This is a genomic window from Geobacillus sp. 47C-IIb (assembly GCF_014679705.1).
In the GTDB taxonomy this organism is placed as follows: domain Bacteria; phylum Bacillota; class Bacilli; order Bacillales; family Anoxybacillaceae; genus Geobacillus; species Geobacillus thermodenitrificans.
In genome coordinates this window covers 1548479-1569657 of sequence record NZ_CP061473.1, presented here as the reverse complement: position 1 = coordinate 1569657, position 21179 = coordinate 1548479, and the positions used below count along the sequence as shown (strand labels likewise).

The following is a 21179-nucleotide window of genomic DNA, read 5'->3' as shown; positions in this document are numbered from 1 at the left end:
GATGCGAGTTAGACAACCGTTCACATACTACGCCGTCTTATTGGCGCTTTTTCTCATTCCGCTCGTTTCGTACAAAATGTATATCGGCCCACTGCCGCTTTCCGCCGAAGTTGTGATGATTCCGCTCATCACGTTGGCAGCGCTAGTCGATTATAGGCAGAGACGAATCAAACTGAATGATTTTCCGGTGAGGCCGATCTTGTTGGCATTTATTGCCTTTTTGCTCATCGCTATCGTCTCGTTAGTGAAAGCGGCTAGCCTTGCTCCGGCCATCATGGAGCTTGCCCGCTATCTGTCGTATGTCGTTTTGTTTTTCATTGTCGTCAAAGTCCAATTTACCCGCGAGCAATACGTGCGCTTTGCCCAATCGTTCGGACTTTCTGCCCTGCTTGTCGGCGTGTATGGGATCATCCAGTACATTTTCGACATTTCGCTTAACACAGCGGGACTATACGCCTTGAAAGAAGCGAAAGGGCGCGTTGACTCTACCCTTGTCAATCCGAACTATTACGCGTCGTTTCTCAATCTCGTCATTCCGGCGTTGCTTTTATTCGCCGTTGTCTATTGGCGTGACAAAAAAGTGCAATTGCTGACGTTTGCCGTATACGCCATTTATGTCATCAACCTTGTCTTGACCTACACGCGTGCTGCTTGGGTCTCTATGCTTGGTGGATTGGTGCTTGTTATTCTGCTCATGCCGAAAACGTTCTTCAAAAACGTCATCCGCCCACACATTCTCATATCGTTCGCGGTGCTTTTAACCATTGTGTATTTCATGCCAGATGTGCAATCACGTACTTACTCAGCAGTTTACGCGATGGAAAAAATCATTAGCCGTCACTTGCACAGTGACTCGACCAATCATGTCGATGGAAACAGCAGCGATGAAGACGGTGGATTTTTGGATGAAGAGCCTGATGATGAAGAAGCAACCCAAGACGAGGAGACGACCAACCGCGCTGTCGTTTCCCGCGTCACCCTTTGGAAGACAGGCTGGGTGATGATGAAAGAAAATCCGGTCATCGGTGTCGGCATCGGTAACTATTTAGTTCGCTATAAAGAGTATGTCACGAAATATCCGGAGCTGTATATTGGCCATGATCAATATTCCGTCCATAACTCGTACTTAAAAGTGGGGGCGGAAACCGGCTTCCTTGGCTTAATTGCTTTTGTTGCCATTTACGTTGTTTATTATGGGTACTTGCTTCGTCTTTACTTCGCGTCATCCGATCGCCTAGGTAAACTTATTACCGTCGCCTTAATCGCTGGCAGTGCTACTTTTATCGTGCAAAACTTATCGAACAACTTAATTTTCATCCCACAGTTGAATACGATCTTTTGGCTTATCTCGGGGCTGGCCATGGCGTTCGTCCATCAGGCCAGCGCCCGGTCGTCAAGAACGCAGGCATAAAGTCTGCGTATTTTTTTACTAAATACATTTACAATTTTTAGGTTTATTGTATAATAGTGTTTGTGACCTATATATTTCCTAATCGCCCAACATGATGAGAATTTTGTAAAAAACAGTTGAAAAATCCTATGTTTTTGATAGAATAGTAGTTGAGTTTGGGAGTTTTGGCCTTTGTGGGTTGTACGATAGAATTATTTTTTATCGTGCTAATATACATACTCATGTGGGTTGATATTCGTGGGTTAATCATCATCGCATGAGGCTGTGCTCCTGATCTCGTTAGCTAATCGAACGGCACAGGCATGCTAATTATCCTGATGCCTTCGATTCACTATAAAAATAAAAATATATGCAAAACGGGGAGGAAATCATTCATGGCTTATCAACCTAAGTCCTATCGCAAATTTGCTGCAACGACAGCAACAGCAGCCATGGTTGCATCTGCGGTAGCCCCTGTTGCTTCTTTAGCTGCAGGATTTACTGACGTTGCGCCGCAATACAAAGATGCGGTCGATTTCTTAGTATCGACAGGTGCAACAAACGGTAAAACAGAAACGCAATTCGGCGTTTACGAACAAATCACTCGCTTGGATGCAGCGGTGATCTTGGCGAAAGTATTGAAACTTGATGTAGACAACGCAAAAGACGCTGGTTTCACGGATGTACCGAAAGACCGTGCGAAATACGTCAACGCGTTGGTTGAAGCGGGCATCTTGAATGGGAAAAGCGAGGGCAAATTTGGTGCCTACGACAACCTGACTCGTGTCGAAATGGCGAAAATCATTGCCAACGCTTATAAATTAGAAAAACAAAACGACAACGCGCTTCCGTTCACGGACGTCAACGCAACGTGGGCTCCGTTCGTTAAAGCGCTCTATGACAACGGCGTAACGAGCGGTAAAACGGAAACAAGCTTCGGCGCGTACGAAAACATCACGCGCGGCGATTTTGCGCAGTTCGTATACAGAGCAGCGAACCTTGATGTTGCTCCGGAAGTTGTATCGGTAAGTGCGATTAACGCTAAAACTTTAAAAGTAACTTTCAACAAAGCTGTTGATGACACTAAAGCTAAGTTTGAAGTGAAAAAAGGTTCTGTTACTGTAAACGTAGCAAAAACTACTTTCTCTGCGGATAAAAAATCTGTTGAACTTGAACTTGCTAGCAAATTATTTGAAGGCGAGTACACTGTTAACGTAACTGGTCTTGCTGATCAAGCTCTTACAGGTTCTGTTAAAGTTGAAAATGAGAAAGTAGCTAAAATCGAACTCCTTGGTGAAGTTGCTCCAATTAATGCGCAAAACAAAAAACAGGCAACTGTTGCTTACCGTGTGTTTAACCAATATGGAGAAGATATTACAAAATCTCCACTTGCTTCCTCTATTAGTTGGACAGCATCTAACGGTGTTGATGCTCAAGATGATGATAAAGGTGTTTTAACTTTAACAAACACATCTGATTTCAAAACAGGAGATAAAGTTGCTATAACAGGTATTAATGTTTCAACAAATACGGTAGTTTCAGGTGTTGTAACTATTAGCGATGCTTCAGCTACAGATACAGTTGAATTCGTTGGTATTTATAACAAAGACGGAAAAGAATTTTCTGGTGACTTAGCTGTTGGTGACTTCGTGTTGTTATTAAATGCGAAAGACCAGTATGGTAATGATGTTAATGCATCAAAAGTAAATGACGATGTTGTGTTCACTTCTTCAAATCCGTCAGTTTTAACAATTGATAAAGCATACGATGGTCAAGGTAAGGATAAGGATAAAATTGGTTTGAAATTTACTGCTGGTCCGAATTATGCAAATGGTGGAAAAGTCATTATTACAGCCATTTCTAAAACAAGTGGTAAAGTAGCCCAGTTTGAAGTAAACGTGAAAGCCGCTCCAGCACTTGATACTTTCACTTTAGGTACACCAACTGAAATCGTAGCTGCTGGAGAAAAAGTGAAACTTCCGTTTACGGCCGTTGACCAATATGGAAATACAGTTACAAAATACGAAGCATTGGAAGGGAAAGTTACCTTCAATACTGATAAAGCCAAACTTGTAAAAGATGCGTCTGGGAATGCTGTCCTTGAGTACACTGCACCTGATACAAAAGGATTGCAAGTGTTAGTGGCTACAGTTGTCGGAAGTGGGAAAGTTTCTCAATTAACTATCGATGTCAAAGAAGCTGCATATGCAGCAACTATTGAGTCTCTTAAAAATGTCACAACTACCGTAGCCAAAGATGGTAAAGTAGAAATTAGTCTTTCTAACCTTGTTGTTAAAGACCAATACGGTCGTACTTTTGATTTGAAAGACAAGTTAACAAATACAGAAAATGGAGCTAGCCTCGGAAGATATAAAATTGTTGTAACTGACTCTGAAAACGGTGCTGTAAAAGTTGCAGGGGCTGAGATTACTGCCAACGATGGTAAGATTACTATTACAGGATTAGAAAAAGGTTCAGAAGAAGTAACGTTCAAGTTACAACGTGTTGAAAAAATTGCGGAAAATACTTACAAATTTAAGGATGTAGCAACAAGCCCATTAAAAGTAACATTTAATACTGTTGACAAGTCTGCATTTACTTCATTCGAAATTGGCGAAATTGGAAAATTATATGCTGATGGCACTAAAAGCACTCACGCGAAAGCCCTTAAAGTATACGGCGTAAAGGCAGACGGTACGAAAGTTGAGTTACCTTCAAATTATTATAATGTAATTGTTGATTCTAATGTTCTTACATTCACAGATGGTAAACTTGATGTTAAATTAGATGCAGAAACGGACAAAGACAAATTCGGTACAAAAGATGAAATTACAACGAAAGTAACTGTTATCGTAGAAGGTGAAGAAGATCCTGTAACACTTACAAAAGATATTGTCGTTTCTAAAGTAAAACCAAAAGCGGATAAAATTGAATTCACTGACGTTGTAAAGAATGGCACAGCTTCGATTGCTGTAGCTGACTTAACAGATGAAAATGACGCTGCTGATTTGAGTGCAGTTCTAAAAGTTACTGATCAGTATGGTGTTGAAATCGCGGATCCAGCACCAATTATTACTGTTACAAATATAAAAGAGAAAACTGTAGATACAGATCCTGCTCAGCGATTCAAAGTTGATCGCAATGGAAGTCGTACAGTTGATATCCAAAATGTAGAGGCAGGAGATACATTTACTGTAACTTACTTGTTAGATGGTAAAACAGCAACTGTTAAGTTTATTGTTACTGAATAATTTAAAAGCTACTGCTCTGAAAAATACCGAAAAGCTCTGCGGAGAGAAATCTCTGCGGGGCTTTTTCTTTTCCTTTCTTCAATTCTTCAATTAAAAAAGAAAAAAAGCAAAGCGGCAATGGCTTTACCCTGAAATGGATGATATCTAGTCTAGTCATCTGAGACTTTAATCAAAACTTCTTCTCTTTTCCGTTTTATTTCGTTTCCAAATATACGAACCAATGAATAGTAAGCACTTTTAGCCTGTTCGTTTTTAACCGCTCTTTCCAAGTATTTCATTATCTTTTCGCCGCTATCTTCGTTTTCTTGTGGGGATAATAGATCCATCTCCTTCTGATATCGAAGCAAGACGCGATGAATGAATTTGATCCTTTCTCTTTCTTTTTCTGCATCGATTAGTTCATATATATCCTTTGATTTATGAATATCCTCAAGCAGTTGTAACCGTCAAGTAAAATTGAACACTTTTTGCTCATTAATTTTGAACAGTTTCATCGCTGAAAATGGAAATTCTATGCTTCATGCGATAGCTGTCTCCGTTTAAATGAATCACCTCTGCCCGATGAATAATTCTATCTAATACGGCTGTAGTGATCGCTGGATCCCCCAGTAGTTCTCCCCATTCACTTGGTCCCTTGTTGGACGTTAAAATAATGGATGATTGATTGTACAAGTCATTGATCAAATGGAAAAACAAATTGGCTTCTCGTTGATCCATCGCCATAAACATGAGATCATCGATAATCACGAGGTTGGATTCTCTTAGACGCTGAAGACGAATTCGAGATTTGCGAGTGATTTCTTCTGTTTTTAACGCTTGAATCAACTCTCCCATGGTAATAAACGTCACTTTATACCCTTGATCAATCGCCTCCATCCCAAGTCCAATCGCTAAATGGGTTTTCCCTACACCTGGCGGTCCTAATAAAATTAAGTTAAAAAGTTGGTCTAACCATGCGAGTTCCCGCAATTGATGAAATTGCCGTTTTGTCAGTGATGGCTGTTCATCCAGCTGAAACTCGTCCAATGTCTTGTAATACGGGAAAGCTGCCCATTTTAGACGCCTTTCCCGTGCTTTTTTCTCCCGACAATCTTGTTCATACTGTAATACTATGGACAAAAAACGAAGATAGGTCATCTCGTTTGTTTCTGCTTGTTTCACTAGTACAGGCAGGTGAAAAGCCGTTTCTGTCAAACGCAACGTTCGCAATAACTCTTGTACTTTCGCCAGCTGGCTCATTTCGTTCTTCCCTCCAAAATCTCAATATATTCTTCGATGCTTCTGACAGCTGGTTGAGCTTCCAAAACCGAAAGGTTCCCCTCACGTAATGGTTGAATTCGGTTCACTGAAACGACTTTGTCGGAAGTGTTCCATCTATGTTGTCGTTGTAAGTAACCGACCATATCTGTAAATGCAGAGGCGCTATACAACTGTAATTCCATACATTTTTGCAGCGCTTGGCTGCACAGAGAGAGTGGAGATTGAGCCAGCTGCTTTTGAATGAGCTGTAATTGATCCCGTATATATCGTGGATAGTTTTTTCGTATACGTTCGAGATACTCCTTGGCCGCATCCGGATTTTCAAATTCATGGGCAATCCTCTCGAGATACACATCGATCCCTTTCGCTCGATCACGCAGATGATTCCGGTTTTGAATGAGTTTCCCTTTGCCGTGAGTGATCGGGTGTTTCCCTAAGTATTCCCCGGTTTCCAAATCATAGATCAGGAGTTCTTGTTCTGCCTCTTGAATGACGATTTGCACCGTTTTCCCAAACGATGTATAGGTTCCGCACGGAACCGTGTATCGATTGGATTTGTACAGAATGGTATTGTCCTTTCTCACCGTCCTTGTTATACTGTTGGTAAGGTTTGTTTTGGGGACACCAGTCACGTCCAATGATGGAGAGATCGGTCGTAAGTGTGCTTTTTCGAGTTCGAACACATCGGCCGGTCTCTTTTTTGTCGTATTATGAACTCTGCCGTTTCCTGTTCGGCGCAGCCAATTCCATCCTTGTTCATTCCATGCATCGATAGTAGTAAAGATCCGATGTTTGGCAAAGTTATGTTTGATAAATCCTACGACGTTTTCGATTTTCCCCTTACTTTCCGGATCTGCCTTTCGACATACATGAAGAGTCAAGTTTCGTTGTCTCCGATAGGCTTCAAATTCGGCCGTGAGAATGAGATCCCCGGCATTTTCGCTGACCACAATCAGGTTGTCCTGATCGTAAACCAGTTCGTTTGGGATTCCCCCAAACCATTGGAACGCATTCTCGTGCGCTTGGATGACATCTCTCGTCGTAAAAGGACGATTCAGCCACTCCATGTATTTATAACGGGAGTGCGAAAGAACAAAGGCGATAAAATATAACACGATATCCTTTCCTTGTTGATTTTTTACTTTGACTTTTCCAAAATCGACTTGCGCTTGGTGACCCATTGGTGGATCTGGCACTGCTTGATATTGGCGGACAGAAGTTTCTTTTGGGATGTTCCACTCCTCTCGTAAATTCCTCACATAGCTGCGGACCGTACTTTCTCCCACACGGAGATCGGGATATTGTTCCTCCAGCCAATCTTGTACTTGAGACGCTGATAGATCTGGATGCTTCTGAATCCAATGTAAAATAATCTCTCGGTAAGGGTCTAACTTTTTTCTTCGCTGCTTCGTAGAAGCCAGCCATATCGTCATTTCCTCTGGTGAACGTTTTAAATAGTTATATAATGTCGTTCTGGATATGTTTAATTTTTTAGCGATAGTGGCTTTACTAAATCCTTGCTTTAAGAGCTGATAAATTTCCATGTACACTTCCCACTTATCCACCTTTTCCATCCCTCCAACAGCTAGATAGCATTCAACATCTATCATAGCTGTTCGGAGTAAAATTGGTAAATGAGTGTTCAATTTTATTTGTCGGATTCTGTCCATTTTAGTTTAGCAGTTACAGCAGTTTCTCAAATTCTTTCGATTCCTCATCGTTTAAATAAATATACGGTAGTTGGCAGCGTCTATCTTTAGAAACAATGCGATCAAATTCTTCTGATGAAATATTCGTTATATCTAGAATTTCATCCCGGCTTAGACCGTGTTCGATTAATTTTCTAACGGTTGATACTAGAGGTATCGTGTGTTCTTCTTTTTCTTTTATTAACTGATTTAATTGTTCGATTAAATGCTCTTGTTTTTTTATAAGGTTATGGAAGTCTTCGATGCATTGCTTTGTTTGGGTATCAATTCTTGGTAAAACATCCATTTGAATACACCTCTATACTTAATTTTATTAATGCTGCCGGATCGCTTGGTTGGTTTTATTATGTTTTTGCCACATCTATAATTATTTAATCATCTCATCCGGCAAATTGATAGTAGCGATCATCGCGCGAAGTGATTTGCCAAGTCTAATTCTTAATCATTTCCATTTTTAAATAATTGTATTAGATACATGCTCTAACTAAAATGAAAAGTTTTGTATCTATATTTGTAGTGAGAGTATTCTAAACAGAATATGGCTACGACAACAAGGAATCCGCTGATGATGCTAAAGATCTTGCTTGATTTTTTTCTATTTATAGGATGTTCAGTGGAAGGATTTTCTAGACGTTATAGTGAATAATTGGAAAAGAGGGGGAAAACGGGTCAGGGAAGGGGGACAGAAAGCATTCTCTGTATCGAGTAAAAGAGATAGCGGAATTGTTGTCTGAATTTAGTGTCGAAACAGAAAAAATCGATGGTTTCTTAGAAGTAGCAAACACTATGTGATGGGAACAGCAGAAAGCGGTGAAACGAATAAATCATGAGGTGATCTCACATGATCGATGGAGTGGAGTTAGAACGTATTTTTATTGAAAAGGATGTAGTAAAGAAAACTTTGTATCAATTCATGGAAGTTAAGGCCTCCTTTCATTCCTTCCCTTTCACATACACTTCTCTTATTCGCTTAAAAAGACCTCTTTTATCGAAAGGAGAATGGTTTTTTGACTCGTTTGCCATTTGGAACGAGAAAACCAAGAGGTTAGAAGAAATTAAAGGTCTTTACTCTGATCCACTGTTAGACGAAATCAAGCTACTAATTCTTAAAGGCATAGAAGAACAAAAGTAAATACATAAGAGATAGCCTTTTTATCGAAAAAATTTGGTTAAAATGACGGAGGGTGAGGAGTACAATATTTAAAAGATTGCTATTTTGTACTTATTATTTGTTGAAGAGGAAAATATAAAAAGAGGCCTTTTGGGTTGTGGATGACATAGTGAAAAATCCATCGGTTGAATGCTATACAAGTAATGCATGAAGCTGATGGTTTTTATTTTTCATATTAATGATTGGAAAGCGGGGGTTCTAGAATGAAGAAATTTTATGTCATTCGATCCAAAAAAGAGATGGATGTAAAAGAGAAAATCATTAAGGCTTTCTCGCTTGAAGAGGCATGCGAAATTGTGAAAGAGCAATATGTAGAGACACTGTTAGAAGGTGAAAAGCTTTACATTTTCCCTTTTGTCAATGGGTTGAGGTATGATGAGAATAATCGCGTTGTTTGGCCAGACGAAGGTGAAATGATAAGCATTACTCGATTAGAGTAATGGGAAAACAAGTGGTATTACGTTATACAATCATTAATGCAGCGGGAACATCAATAAATAGGCGATTCACAAATAAAAAGGAGAGTATATGGAATATGGTGCAACTTGCTCTCCTGTTTTTCATTATCCATCCAATCTTAAGTAACCAATTTCTTTTGACACGAACTGGAGCAAGGTAATTTTTTATTCATGTCTAGGACACGTTGTCCTAGACACAATATCACGATTTTCTATCATTTTTGCACATCACTGTGCTTCATAAGATTCAAAAATAAGCCATATTCTTTTTGAAAGGCTACCTCGACTTTGCCGGTTTGGCCATTGCGGTTTTTCAAAACGTTCAGTTCAACGATGCTTGTACTGTTCGGGTTGGATGGCTGATTGTAGTAATCGTCACGGTACAAGCTGATAATCATATCTGCATCTTGTTCGACACTTCCTGAGTCACGAATATCGGACATCATCGGCCGTTTATCGGCGCGTGACTCCACTCCGCGATTGAGTTGTGATAAGAGAACAACTGGGACATGATATTCTTTTGCGATATTTTTTAATTGCTTGGTAATCTCTCCGATGGCCAAATCATGACGTTCAAAATGCCCGATAGGTTGAATGAGCTGCAAATAATCAATCACAATTAAATGCGGTTGATTCGGATATTGTTTCATCGACTGACGCACAGTCGAGCGGATTTCTGCAATCGTTTGTGCCGGTCTGTCATTTAATACCCCGGTCCATTTGCCCATGATTCCGATGGCTTGTACAATCTCCTCATAATCCTCTTTCGAAAAGTTTTTATCGATCCATCGCTTGCTGTTGACTCTTGCAACCGCCGATAACATGCGTTTTAACAGTTGTTCTTCGGACATTTCGAGTGAAAATAAGTCTACCACTCCGCCGTTTTTTAAATGGCTCATCGCAATATTGAGAGCAAATGCGGTTTTCCCCATCGAGGGTCTTGCCGCTATAATAATTAAGTCACCTTTTTGAAAGCCACCGATTAAACGATTCAAATCGATTAATCCCGTATCGATTCCGACATCGCCTTGTGGGGATAGAAGATTTTCGTAGATGTCAAAGAGACCATCTTGAATGGTTCGAATGGAAGATGAGGATAATTCCTGTAAAGTCCCTAATTTTTGATATACTTCGTTGATCTTTTCCTCGGTTGGAGATAAAGCAAGCGACAAAGCAAGAGCCTGCGCTTTTCTTAATCTATATCCTTCCGTTAAGGCATGAACGTAAAATGAGAAATTCGCCGTTGTAGGCACGGCGTTGGCTAAGCCATATAAATAAGATACGCCTCCGACCTCTTCGATTTGATTCATTTCTTGCAGTTGAGTGGCTACCGACACGATATCAATCTTTTCATTTTTCTTTTGCAGTGTTTGCATTGCTTGATAAATCAATTGATGCTCCCGTGTGCCGAAGTACTCGGCAGGAAATGTGCAATCTTGAATTAAATCGCCTTCATTTAAAATTGCTCCTAAAATTGCTTGTTCTGCTTCTACATAGATTATGTTTGAGTCGTTCTGGTTCATATTTATTGAGTCCCCTTCCTTTTATCTAGTTTTAAATATGCTAGCAGGTGTTTTTCGTCATTCGAATACTTTGTAGAATTTTTTTATACTTTTTGTTGCAAAAAATTTATTATGAATTATTTCAAGTTACTGGTTGTTTGTTTAGGGGGATATGAAGAATACTTCAGTAAACAATAGCTTGCTGGAAACCGAATAACGATTTTTAATGATGCTGCACAAGATGAACAAAGTTTACTTTTATATATAAAAGTGACTCGGAATGAGATAAGACGGACAACTTGATCAAGCAATAAAAAACGGACGAACAGCCAATGCTGTGTCCGTTTTCTAGGTTATAGCGGGAGTTTGTACATAGAAAGATGTTGAGATAAAAGTTCTAAATGTGAAAGAAATTCTTGCGGCAAGTCATAATTTTTCCGCATGTAATCCGGTAAAAACGGTCGCTCATCCGTATAGAAGATAGCTTGACTAACCCCTGATGGTTTGTAAGGTGTCTGTTGCTTTCGGTGAATGTCACCAAGATTATTTATAAAGTGATGGAACCCGCTGAAAATGGAAGCATCGTACTCATACGCTACTCTTACAAAGTAAACATGATACTTCGTTTGGGTAAAGGCAATCATATAATCTATGCTGGAATAATCCGTTGGCTGTTTAAATGTTTGTACGTCTTTATAATTTCCTTTTTGTATTAATGTTTTTTCTAGAAGGGTTTGAACTTTTCGGTTAAGCTGTGGTCGATAGGTTTCAAACCGAATAAAATGCTCCACTTTATTTAAAGGTAACATAAAGAGATTCACTTTTAGAGCGTAATCTCCCATCGTTTTTAAATAAGCCGCTAATACGTTTGTCCAGCGTCGGTTCATTCCGTATTGGTATTGTTTTTCATCTGTTACAAACACAATGGCGGTCGGAAGTTTTTCATTTATTTCTTCCGCATATTCAAAGTAATGACGGTAGTTCTCAAATTTTTGTATGAGTTGAGAATGACTTTCTGTAGCTCGGTCAATTTCAATGCAGTAGTGCCGATCATAAGGTAAAACTACTTCTGCGTCCGGTCGTATCTTTGCTTCTTTTCCGTTGTACTCGTATTCTTTTGAAGCGTACATCGACAAGCGATGATCCACTTGTTGATTCGACATTAAGCGCAAACGAACAAAAAAGTCAATGAGTATTAAGTGATGATGAATTTGCTCCATAGGCGGTTTATAAATACCATACTCTAAATCCGCTTGTGTATCTTCCTTATTCTCATTTGCTAAAATATAGCCCGTCCCTGTTTGCCCATCTTCAATGTTTAAAAGAGATTTTACTACTTCTAATCCCGCTTGAGTTAAGTAATATAATGAGCCCACATAATTATCTCCATCCAATTTCTTTGAAGTGACTAGTTTTTGATCCTTTAGCTTGCGCAAATAGTTGTGAACAGAAGACTTTTGTACCGCTGTAGGATTGTGAGATTTAAAATACATCTTGGCTAATTGCAAAGCAGTCATGCCGCGATAATAGAATAAAAATTTTAAAAGTTTTATGGAAGTCTCTGAAAGTTGGTAACCAAGAATTTTCGCCATCTCTATTCTCCTTTGCAAGTCAATTTTGAAACTATATTGTTGTGGTTCTTGTCAGAAATGCAGAAAATCAGTCATTGTGTTGCAAAGTCTTGAAATTAAAGGGGTTTTTTAAGCTAAAGCACCGTGAGTCTAGCTGTGAATTCACTGATGAATCATTCACTGCGTGATTCATGCGGTGAATCTTTAATGAATTTTTTAGTGAATGCTACTAATAAAAAATAAAAAACGGTCCAAGTGGCCGTTTTTGTTCTATAGATGATTCGTTTGTCTGTTTTGCTTTTGATTATTCTTTGAAACAGTAGCAATACTCACAAGATGTTTGTGGACTTATATATAAATTGTACTATTGAAACCTTCATATTCGAACGAGTTCACTGAAGAAAATTTTTATAAAACATGTTCGAATACAAAAACATCAAAAGTATAATGTTTGTACCTGTTGGTAAACCCAAATAAATTACAATAAATTGGAGTGAAAGGGTGGTGAACATGAAAACCGCTGGGGAAATCATTAAATTCCTGAATGAAAACAAAGAGATTACTGTATATGAACTAAGTGAGTCTTTTGGTTTATCAAGTGGGGCGTTAAGAAAACGACTGATTTCTTTGGGTTATACTCAAAATAGCATGGGAGAATGGAAATACAACGGAAAACTTGAAGAAGAGCCAAGGGATGAAGTTGTGACCGGAAAAAGAATGAAAAGAAAAAGAAAAAAATGAAGTGAAGGAGATTGATTTGACAAGAGAATATAAAGAGAAGCCAGATTTGTATGCAGCCCTTTTAACTTTAGCAACTGGTAAATTAGTAAGCAAAGCATTCAAGACCGATGAAGAGATTGCTGAACGCTTTAAACATTTTTGTAAAACGGCGGGTGTTCAAATTGGAAAAATGCATTCACTTGCGCTACTTGAGTTTCTAGAGAAATATGAGCCTGTCGTTCAAAAAATGATCGAAGAAGGAAAAAAGAAGTAAAAAAATTTTATATAAAAGTAAAAATATAGTTGACATTTAGAAAATTAGTGTTAAAATAATCTACGTAATCGAAATGAATGCAATGTAAACTGAATATGGACTCAAAAGGGAAAACCCCAAACGTCAGGTATGCTGTGCCTGTGTCTTTTGGCACATGCGTGCAGTGTACCTGTAGTTTGGGGTTTTTTGCGTTTGAAGGAGGTAGACAGGTATGGTAAGTTGTTAAACTCTCGTTTGCATAAGTTAAAAATAGGTATTATTATTTTAACCAAAGTTAATATTTTGTTTAAAAACAGTTAATGAGGTGGGGATATGACTACGGAAAACTTAAAGATTGCAGTTTTAAGAGAAGAATTTACCGTGTTAACAGATCACTATATTCAAGCGTTAGCGCTAAATCAGTTTGTTTATTGGGAAAACCGTACAAAAGATGCCAAATTGTATCGGGAAGAAGAAAAGCAACGATTCAACAACGAAAATGAATCTAATAAAGAACTACCACAATACGGTTGGATTTATAAGACAGCGGAAGAACTAGCAAAAGAGATTTTATTAGACGTTCACCCTACGACAGTTCGGCGGCATTTGAAGGTTTTGGAGGAAAAAGGATATTTATTTAAACGAACAAATTCTCGTTTAAAATGGGATAGAACTTATCAATATCGTGTAAATCTCGTTAAAGTCGTCAAGGAACTGGAACGGCTAGGGTACTCGCTCAAAGGCTATGAATGGCTTACATCTGGCGAAGGCGATAAGAAGTCTTTAGGTGTCCAAGATAATTCTTCAAGTAAAGAAAATGCAGGTTCGAGAATGCATAATGATAGTTCGAAAGTGTTTGATGCAGGTGCAATACCAAAGACTACTACAGAGATTACTTCAAATCAAAAAGATGAAGATGCATCTCGTTCTTTAAACCATCAAGCTGTTAAAGACGCTGTAAATCAGGAGGTTATGAACCATGCAAAACAATCTGAGCCGCTTAAACGAAATCCTCAAAAAGTTACAGACACGTTATGGTATAAGCAACTTCGAAACCGATTATCCGAAAACGAAAGATGGCAAACAGATCTTGAATGTGATTTCTAAACAGTGTCCTTACGGGCAATGTGACGGAACGGGCTGGATGTTCATTCAAGACGATAACGGAACTTGTTACATGAGAGAATGTAGATGCCGCTATGATCGTCAAATTACCAATAAGCTTAAGTCAGCTAAAGTGCCACTCGATTTTATAGATGCAACTGTCAGCTCGTTCAAAACGGATATTTATAAGATGCAAGAGAGTCAAGAGAGAGCGAAAACTGCGAAGGAAGTTGCTATTAAATATGTTAACAATTATAGAGAATTTAAGGATTTGGGGAAAGGATTGTATTTGTTTAGCGAAACGAAGGGGAGCGGCAAAACTCGTTTAGCAGTGAGTATTTTAAATGCTCTTATCAAAAAATACGATATCCGCGGTCTCTATATCTCATCAACGGATTTACTGCATGAAATTAAAAAAACTTTTGATGACAGCAATCACAGTGCTTATGAAATCATCCAACAATTTACTGAAGCACAGCTACTTGTAATTGATGACTTCGGAGTTGAGAAGACCACTGATTGGTCCGAAGAAATGTTTACAAAGATCCTTGATGATCGGATGATAAGAGGCCGACGATTATTACTTCTAACATTGAAATCAATCAACTGTCAAAAAAAATATCGGGCTGGAAGAATTGAAAGCCGTGTCGAAAAAATGACTTTTCCAGTTCCTCTGCCCGACGAAAGTGTTCGTAGTTATTTAGCACAGCAAGAAAACGAATGCATTGCAGAATTTATCTTCTCTTTTTAAATATAACACAAGCTAATCATTGTTTGAATCATTATTGTGTTGAATTATGATTGCTGATAAATTCATTCAGCAAATCTTTCAGCAGTTCCCGCTGTTTTGGGGACAGCGGGAACCCCTTATAAGTAATAGATGGTTTTTGCAGTATGTCATATAAATCGACAGAAGTATGCTGTTTGATCGTTGGGATGTAACCTGCTTTTTCCAGTAATTGTTCAAAGGACACATCGAGATGCTTGTACAATTTTTCCAAGGTTTTTGGCGAAGGAATCGGTTTTTTCCGTTTTCAATTTGTGAGATATAAGCATCGCTCACTCCTGAAAGCTCCTGCAGTTCTTTAATCGAAAGGTTTTTCCTTTTGCGGAGTGAGCGTAAATAGTCACCGAACTCTTTATTATACATGTTTATTCACCAACCAAATTATAGCATACACAATTTAAAAATTTTATGAGGAGGAGGTGTAGCAGGACATTGAAAATCTTTCTGAAAGATTCACGACAGTTCAAAATTATGCTGATGGAACGCGGTTTTTCACAACGGCAGTTTTCCAAAAGGATTGGTACAAGCGAGACGTATTTAAACCAGATTATTAACAATAAGAAAAGTCCCAGTCCCGCTATAGCCAAAAAAATCGTGGATCAGCTTGAAGTAGAATTTCAAGACATTTTTACAATTCAATAACTAAGAAGGTGAAGTTATGAATGAGTTGAATTCTATTCAGTATTTGCGAAATCACGACCCTTATTGGGCAGCGGTTCTTTTTCTCTTCACTAATCATAGCAAATTACAAAACTATTTAACAGATGATTACATTAATATTTACGAAGGAATTATTGAAGAAGAAAAATTAAAGAAATTATCAAAGCCTTGGTCTCGAAGCGAAAAGTTCATTTTACAGTTAGCTCTTCATCTATATTCTGGCCGAGGAAAGCTTGATTTAAACGATATTGATTATTTAGATGATAAGAATAAACATCTTGTCATGGAGGCAATGAAAATTCGATTTAAAGCAATGTAAAGGGGGAAATAATATGCTCTTTACCGAAGGACAACAGCATTTTAAAAAATATATGATTTACCATGAAATGAGTCCGGAGACTGTAAAGGGATATATGAAAGACTTGCGGTGCTTTAATCAATTTATCACGGACCGCTACAATAGTTTGGTTTATGTGGAAGATATTACGGTAGAAGATGTGGAAGAGTATATGTACTATCTTGTTGATGAGCGGGAATTGGCTCCGCGAAGCCGCAATCGGTATTTATTTAGCTTGCGCTCGTTCTTTAATTATGCCGTCAAAAAACAGTGGGTGGAACGAAATGTAGCTGCGGAAGTGGATCCAGTAAAAGTGATGGAGGAAAAAAAGGTAGCCTTAACAAAAGAGGAAATTGAGGAATTATTAGACGCGATCGATCACCCGATTATTCACTTTGCGGTTGCCTTGATGTCGTATTCTGGCATGCGGGTGATCGAAGCAAAAGGGTTAAAAATGAGTGATATTGACTTTGAACGAAACCGATTTCTCGTTAACGGAAAAGGAAGAAGGCAGCGATATGTCCCGATTGCCAAGGCCTTAAAGCCTTATCTTGATGATTATCTAAATAATATTCGTGTGGATGTAGATTCTGATTATGTGCTGGCAACTACAAAAACCGGACGATTATCAGCGGGATACATTAATCTTGTCCTTCATAAGGCTACGGAGAAACTCGGGTGGGATAAAACCGTGACTTGCCATACACTACGCCGCTCTTTTGCGACCAATTTGCTGCGTGAAGGTGTAGATGTATTTGCCATTTCAAAATTGCTCGGCCATAAATCATTAAAAACTACAACACTGTATCTTCAACTCAATGAAAACGAATTGCAAACCGCGGTGGACAAACTATAAATCCAAGGTGCATCTGCTTAGACAGATGCACCAATTTAGACAAATAAAACACTATGGGAGGAATTTGCCATGAGCATGCCAGAGGATCAAAAACCGATTTACGATGAACGGGTAAATTATATTTTAAGAAGTTTAGCGGCAGGTGTAACTAGAGAGGAATTAGCTAAGGAATTTAAACACAATGACTATCGAACGCTCGATATGTATATGAGACGTAGAAATTTTAAATGGGATCGAGAAAAGAAGAATTATGTGCCGAAAGAAACTCGGATTAGTCATATGAAAGATGAAAATGTTCACTCTGGTAAAGTATCAAGAATTATAAATGCATTCAATGAAGGTAAAGATCCCAAGACCGTGGCAATCGAATTTGGATTTAAAAGTCATAAGGAATTAGCAGCCTATATGACGAAAAAAGGATATGAATGGAATGTGAATGAAGGGAACTATGTTCGTAAATCTGGTGTAATCATAGACGAAGATTCAGCAGATAAGGAGACAACCAAGACAGGCGATAACAATAAAGAGCAATTGAATGGAAATGAAAAACAAGAGATCATCCATCTCATTAAAACATTATACGAAAAACTGAACATTAAAGTGGAGGATCCTATTGTAGATAAGGTGCCGCGCTATCTCGTGAAGGGAATTGCGAAAACAAAATCTGTACAAATGAGTCATCTGCTTCATCAGCTTTTAGAAGATTATAGTTATGAAAAAAATATTACGCAGCGTCAAATTATTGAAACAGCAATTATTGATTTCTTTCGAAAATATGGTTATAAGCACGAGGTAGATGCTTTACTCAGTCAATGATCAGGGGGTGATTCCCCCTGATTTATACATAATAATTGGTCGTAGAAATACTATTCTAGGAACAACAAGTTTAAAATGGTTTTATTTTTGTTCGCATAATTATCAAGAACGACGGATTAGATTGTTCGCATAATTTTTTTTAAAGGAGAGCTTGTTATGCAGAACTATGTCACTCCGTTTGTCCGCTATTTATATGAAGAAGCGAAAGACCCAAAAACCATTGCGTCGTACCGGACAACAGTCGTTCATTTTTTAACATGGAAAGAGCAGCGGGATGGAGAATATATAATAGAAGAAACACGTCCAATCGATATTAAGGAATATATAAGCTATTTAAAACATCAATGCAAACGGAAACCGGCGACCATTAATAAATACATCGCTGCATTGAAAGTCTTCTTTGCCTTTTTGCTTTCCAGCGGGATCATTAAGGACAACCCGATGACACGCATCAAAGTCGAAAAACTGGATTATGCTAATGGGGCAAATCAAACAAAATGGCTGACAAAAGAAGAACAAGACCGCTTCATTAGTTATGTACAATTGGAGCCAAATGAATTCAAACGGCTGCGAAATTTAGCCATTATCGATTTAATGCTTTATTCAGGACTGCGGGTAAATGAGGTTTCTTCATTAGAAATAAACGACATTATAACAAAAGATAAAGATGTTCAAGTGATCATTCGGGAAGGCAAAGGGAATAAGTTTGCCACTGTAATACTGGTTCAAAAACACGCCAAAAATTTACGTAAATGGCTGAAGTATCGAAAAAACCTAGAAAAGGACATACATAAAGAATCCACACGATTATTTGTATCCGAGCGTTCACCGTTTTTATCCGAGCGGGGAATTCAAAAGATGCTGACAAAATACGCCCGTCTCGCCAACATGGAGAATATCACTCCGCACCGTTTCCGTCATAGCTTCTGTAAGAACTTAGCCAATGCTGAAACACCGATTGAAATCATAAGAAGATTGGCCCGGCATGAGAGTATACAGACAACAGCTATATATTTGGAATCATCACAAGAAGAGCAGATTGAGGCATTAAGGAAGGTGTAATGTTTTTGAAATCTGTACTTTAGGTAATAACAAAAATATGTTAGGAATGCGAAGAATTAATGTATTAACAAATGGAATATAGGCCATAAATAAATGTGTTGTTTTTTGTGTAAAATTATGTGTATAATATAGATAATAATGCATATACTAAAGAAAGGAGGATGGAAAGTGGGTGTTCATACATTGACAAAAGAACAATATCCTATTGCCAATACAAACACATTGAATTTTTTGAAAACTAATGTTTTAAGTGTTACGGATATTTCTAGAACAAAAAAATTATCAGAAATACTTGATCGTTTTTCAAATGGAGTCTCAGATGAAGTATTTGTTATTCAAAATGCAAAAAAGAAAGATGCACTGGCTGTAGTCGTCGATATAGATTATTTTGAGCAACTGCTTCAAATAAAAGAAGTTGTAGAAGAAGCACTTGATCAAATTGTTATGGAAGAGGCATATGCACGTAAGAATAAACCTGTAAATCAAACTTTATCAGATATTTTTGATGAAGCAGATATTAATGTAAACGAATTAATGAAATTATTAGAGGAAGATTGATGTGAAAACACTTGAAGATTTGCAGGAGCTTATTTTAGAAAAATATAATGTTGAACTGAGGTTTGTTGAGGATGTAAAGCAAGATATTAAAGCGATTAATAAAGGACATAGACAAACCGTTTTATTAGAAATTTTAAGAAGGGCAAAGCAAGGTCCCCTATTTAAGCCGGATGGAGTTGCTGAATCGTTACATGGGGACTTGCATGGTTTTGCAAAGATTAAGTCAAAGTCACTAAATATTAGAATTATTTATCGCCCGGTTGAAGGACAGCCGATAAGAATGGAAATAATTGCAATAGGCCCTCGTGATAAGAAAAAGGCATATCGAATGGCTGCGGAACGTTTACAAAAATTCTTCATGGAAATGGATTAGATACAGACTTTAAGATTCAAGTTTTCTATGAAATGTTAATCAAAATATTTTGGGGAAATGTATCTTATACATGGTTAAATGTTAAAAGCCGGTCAATTAAGACTGGCTTTTAATCATTAATCATTCTATTCCTATGTGAGTCATAAATGAATTCTTTACACGAGTGTTGATTATCCAAAATTAGACATACGCCTTCCATAAATTTGGGCATACTCAAACAAAGCAGCGGCCATCCCGGATTTCCAATCGAGAGGAAGCTGCCCAGAGAAAAAAACGGCGAACGAACGAAATGAAGGAAAGAGAGACGTTCGTCTGTTTTTTGGTTTGATCATACAGCCATCGCAGCAACACATACGCGATGAACGCCGCAAACAGTTGGTTGTATACCGCATTTTCCGTCGTGCCAAACAAGGTCGGGACATTCAGATATTGCTTCACCCAACGGAAAAAGACCTCAACAGTCCAACGTTGTTGGTACATGTCGGCAATGGTTTCCGCAGACGCATGGAAGAGGTTCGTCACGACCCGAATGTCGCGGCCATTCGCATCTCGAAAGATCACCACCCGGTGACGCTTGGTGGAGCGGCATTGTTTCGTCCCCAACTGGCACGTGAAGTCGGCTTGAACCGATGAGGATGTGCTGGAAAGGCGTTTCAAGCTTTTTTTCTGATGAAGTTCGATGTTGTCCTTCATCCGAATGACAAAGAGCTGATGCTGCTCCACAAATCGATCGAGGCGTTCGATTTTGAAATACGCCCGGTCTTCCACCAGCACTTGTTGAGCGTTCGTCAACTGTTCTCCCACCGGGCCATCATGACGCAGTCCGATGGTTTCCACCACGTCTGCCGGCAACGAGGATTCCGGCGAATACGCGACGTGCAGCTTCACTCCGGCGCGTTCGCCGTGATACGGCGCCCATGGCAGGCGGTTTTTCCCGACCGTGACGGTCGTCGAATCCACCACCCGAAGCGGTTTGGGAAACCGAAGCGAGCGGCGGGTTTGGCGGTTGCACTTGGAAATGATCAACGCCAACAAGCGTTTCATGATGTCATAGGGAACTTCTTTCGCTTTCTTGGATACAGTTGAATAATGGAATCGCGGCAATCCATACAGAGGCCCCACATCGGCTCCGTGGCGAAAGCTTTTCCATTGATGCATGGCGGCCAGCAGGAAGAAGTGAATCAACTCGCGCAACGTAAAGGTTCGAGACGAATCACGATACCCAACCGCTTCGGCAATCAGTTGAATCTCTTCATCCGAAACAAGTTTTTGCATCAAATTCGGGAGTGTGGTATGCTTGTTCATAGAGAGCACCTCCTGGGTTTGTTTGTGTCGCTACTC

Annotated in this window: 21 protein-coding genes and 2 pseudogenes; 15 read left to right on the top strand and 8 right to left on the bottom strand. The window is 38.8% G+C overall.

Annotation, left to right across the window (positions count from 1 at the left end; genetic code table 11):
* Nucleotide 1 precedes the first annotated feature (1 nt).
* Both IC804_RS08055 and IC804_RS08050 read left to right on the top strand, forming a co-directional pair.
* Nucleotides 2-1411, top strand: coding sequence for an O-antigen ligase family protein (locus tag IC804_RS08055; RefSeq protein WP_081157576.1), 1410 nt, complete (start codon nucleotides 2-4; stop codon nucleotides 1409-1411).
* A gap of 374 nt (nucleotides 1412-1785) precedes the next feature.
* Entirely contained in the window at nucleotides 1786-4641 is a 2856-nt protein-coding gene (locus tag IC804_RS08050) for an S-layer homology domain-containing protein (protein ID WP_190300682.1), read from the top strand.
* A 474-nt stretch (nucleotides 4642-5115) separates the two neighbouring features.
* Here IC804_RS08050 and istB read toward each other — a convergent pair whose 3' ends face one another.
* The 3 genes from istB to IC804_RS08035 all read right to left on the bottom strand — a co-directional run bounded on the left by istB (nucleotide 5116) and on the right by IC804_RS08035 (nucleotide 7896).
* Complete coding sequence (istB, locus tag IC804_RS08045; protein WP_081157650.1) at nucleotides 5116-5880, bottom strand: IS21-like element helper ATPase IstB; 765 nt, start codon at nucleotides 5878-5880, stop codon at nucleotides 5116-5118.
* Entirely contained in the window at nucleotides 5877-7475 is a 1599-nt protein-coding gene (gene istA / locus IC804_RS08040; RefSeq protein WP_223812918.1) for an IS21 family transposase, read from the bottom strand. Before istA ends, istB begins: the two co-directional genes overlap by 4 nt.
* Nucleotides 7476-7584: 109 nt before the next feature.
* Nucleotides 7585-7896 (bottom strand): hypothetical protein, encoded by a 312-nt coding sequence (locus IC804_RS08035; RefSeq protein WP_190300681.1) that lies wholly within the window; start codon nucleotides 7894-7896, stop codon nucleotides 7585-7587.
* A 555-nt stretch (nucleotides 7897-8451) separates the two neighbouring features.
* Between IC804_RS08035 and IC804_RS08030 the strand changes: the two genes are divergently transcribed.
* Nucleotides 8452-8742 (top strand): hypothetical protein, encoded by a 291-nt coding sequence (locus tag IC804_RS08030; protein ID WP_190300680.1) that lies wholly within the window; start codon nucleotides 8452-8454, stop codon nucleotides 8740-8742.
* A gap of 242 nt (nucleotides 8743-8984) precedes the next feature.
* Nucleotides 8985-9221 (top strand): hypothetical protein, encoded by a 237-nt coding sequence (locus IC804_RS08025; protein ID WP_081157667.1) that lies wholly within the window; start codon nucleotides 8985-8987, stop codon nucleotides 9219-9221.
* A 233-nt stretch (nucleotides 9222-9454) separates the two neighbouring features.
* Here the strand turns inward: IC804_RS08025 and dnaB are convergent, their stop codons facing one another.
* Together dnaB and IC804_RS08015 are read right to left on the bottom strand one after the other, a co-directional pair.
* Nucleotides 9455-10762, bottom strand: a complete 1308-nt coding sequence (dnaB, locus tag IC804_RS08020; protein ID WP_223812917.1) for a replicative DNA helicase — start codon at nucleotides 10760-10762, stop codon at nucleotides 9455-9457.
* A 332-nt stretch (nucleotides 10763-11094) separates the two neighbouring features.
* Nucleotides 11095-12333 (bottom strand): replication-relaxation family protein, encoded by a 1239-nt coding sequence (locus IC804_RS08015; protein WP_190300679.1) that lies wholly within the window; start codon nucleotides 12331-12333, stop codon nucleotides 11095-11097.
* A gap of 483 nt (nucleotides 12334-12816) precedes the next feature.
* On the opposite strand from IC804_RS08015, the gene IC804_RS08010 reads away from it, so the two are divergent.
* The 4 genes from IC804_RS08010 (at nucleotide 12817) to IC804_RS07995 (ending at nucleotide 15140) form a co-directional block, all read left to right on the top strand.
* Complete coding sequence (locus tag IC804_RS08010) at nucleotides 12817-13053, top strand: winged helix-turn-helix domain-containing protein (protein WP_190300678.1); 237 nt, start codon at nucleotides 12817-12819, stop codon at nucleotides 13051-13053.
* 1 nt (nucleotide 13054) lies between these two features.
* Nucleotides 13055-13306, top strand: a complete 252-nt coding sequence (locus tag IC804_RS08005; protein WP_190300677.1) for a hypothetical protein — start codon at nucleotides 13055-13057, stop codon at nucleotides 13304-13306.
* Between the two features lie 312 nt (nucleotides 13307-13618).
* Entirely contained in the window at nucleotides 13619-14392 is a 774-nt protein-coding gene (locus IC804_RS08000; protein WP_171698726.1) for a helix-turn-helix domain-containing protein, read from the top strand.
* Nucleotides 14393-14429: 37 nt separating this feature from the next.
* Nucleotides 14430-15140 carry an ATP-binding protein gene (locus tag IC804_RS07995; RefSeq protein ID WP_370543788.1) on the top strand — a complete coding sequence of 237 codons (711 nt, stop codon included), beginning with the start codon at nucleotides 14430-14432 and terminating at the stop codon, nucleotides 15138-15140.
* A 31-nt stretch (nucleotides 15141-15171) separates the two neighbouring features.
* On the opposite strand, the gene IC804_RS18545 is transcribed toward IC804_RS07995, so the two are convergent.
* Both IC804_RS18545 and IC804_RS19025 read right to left on the bottom strand, forming a co-directional pair.
* A complete protein-coding gene (locus tag IC804_RS18545; RefSeq protein ID WP_223812964.1) occupies nucleotides 15172-15390 on the bottom strand; it encodes a hypothetical protein in 219 nt (72 codons plus the stop codon).
* A 68-nt stretch (nucleotides 15391-15458) separates the two neighbouring features.
* Nucleotides 15459-15539, bottom strand: a pseudogene (locus IC804_RS19025) (hypothetical protein); the annotation flags it as partial.
* A gap of 45 nt (nucleotides 15540-15584) precedes the next feature.
* On the opposite strand from IC804_RS19025, the gene IC804_RS19020 reads away from it, so the two are divergent.
* The 7 genes from IC804_RS19020 (at nucleotide 15585) to IC804_RS07955 (ending at nucleotide 19838) form a co-directional block, all read left to right on the top strand.
* Entirely contained in the window at nucleotides 15585-15818 is a 234-nt protein-coding gene (locus IC804_RS19020) for a helix-turn-helix domain-containing protein (RefSeq protein WP_223812916.1), read from the top strand.
* Nucleotides 15819-15834: 16 nt separating this feature from the next.
* Nucleotides 15835-16155, top strand: coding sequence for a hypothetical protein (locus IC804_RS07980; protein ID WP_171698723.1), 321 nt, complete (start codon nucleotides 15835-15837; stop codon nucleotides 16153-16155).
* Nucleotides 16156-16168: 13 nt separating this feature from the next.
* On the top strand, nucleotides 16169-17029 hold the full coding sequence (locus tag IC804_RS07975; protein ID WP_144038757.1) for a tyrosine-type recombinase/integrase: 861 nt from the start codon (nucleotides 16169-16171) through the stop codon (nucleotides 17027-17029).
* A gap of 69 nt (nucleotides 17030-17098) precedes the next feature.
* Nucleotides 17099-17845, top strand: coding sequence for a hypothetical protein (locus IC804_RS07970; protein WP_081157672.1), 747 nt, complete (start codon nucleotides 17099-17101; stop codon nucleotides 17843-17845).
* A 156-nt stretch (nucleotides 17846-18001) separates the two neighbouring features.
* On the top strand, nucleotides 18002-18907 hold the full coding sequence (locus IC804_RS07965; protein WP_190300674.1) for a tyrosine-type recombinase/integrase: 906 nt from the start codon (nucleotides 18002-18004) through the stop codon (nucleotides 18905-18907).
* Nucleotides 18908-19075: 168 nt separating this feature from the next.
* Nucleotides 19076-19465 (top strand): hypothetical protein, encoded by a 390-nt coding sequence (locus IC804_RS07960; protein WP_015865138.1) that lies wholly within the window; start codon nucleotides 19076-19078, stop codon nucleotides 19463-19465.
* A 1-nt stretch (nucleotide 19466) separates the two neighbouring features.
* Entirely contained in the window at nucleotides 19467-19838 is a 372-nt protein-coding gene (locus tag IC804_RS07955) for a type II toxin-antitoxin system RelE family toxin (protein ID WP_013399920.1), read from the top strand.
* Between the two features lie 170 nt (nucleotides 19839-20008).
* Here the strand turns inward: IC804_RS07955 and IC804_RS07950 are convergent.
* Nucleotides 20009-21143 (bottom strand): annotated as a pseudogene (locus IC804_RS07950) (IS4-like element IS5377 family transposase).
* Nucleotides 21144-21179 lie beyond the last annotated feature (36 nt).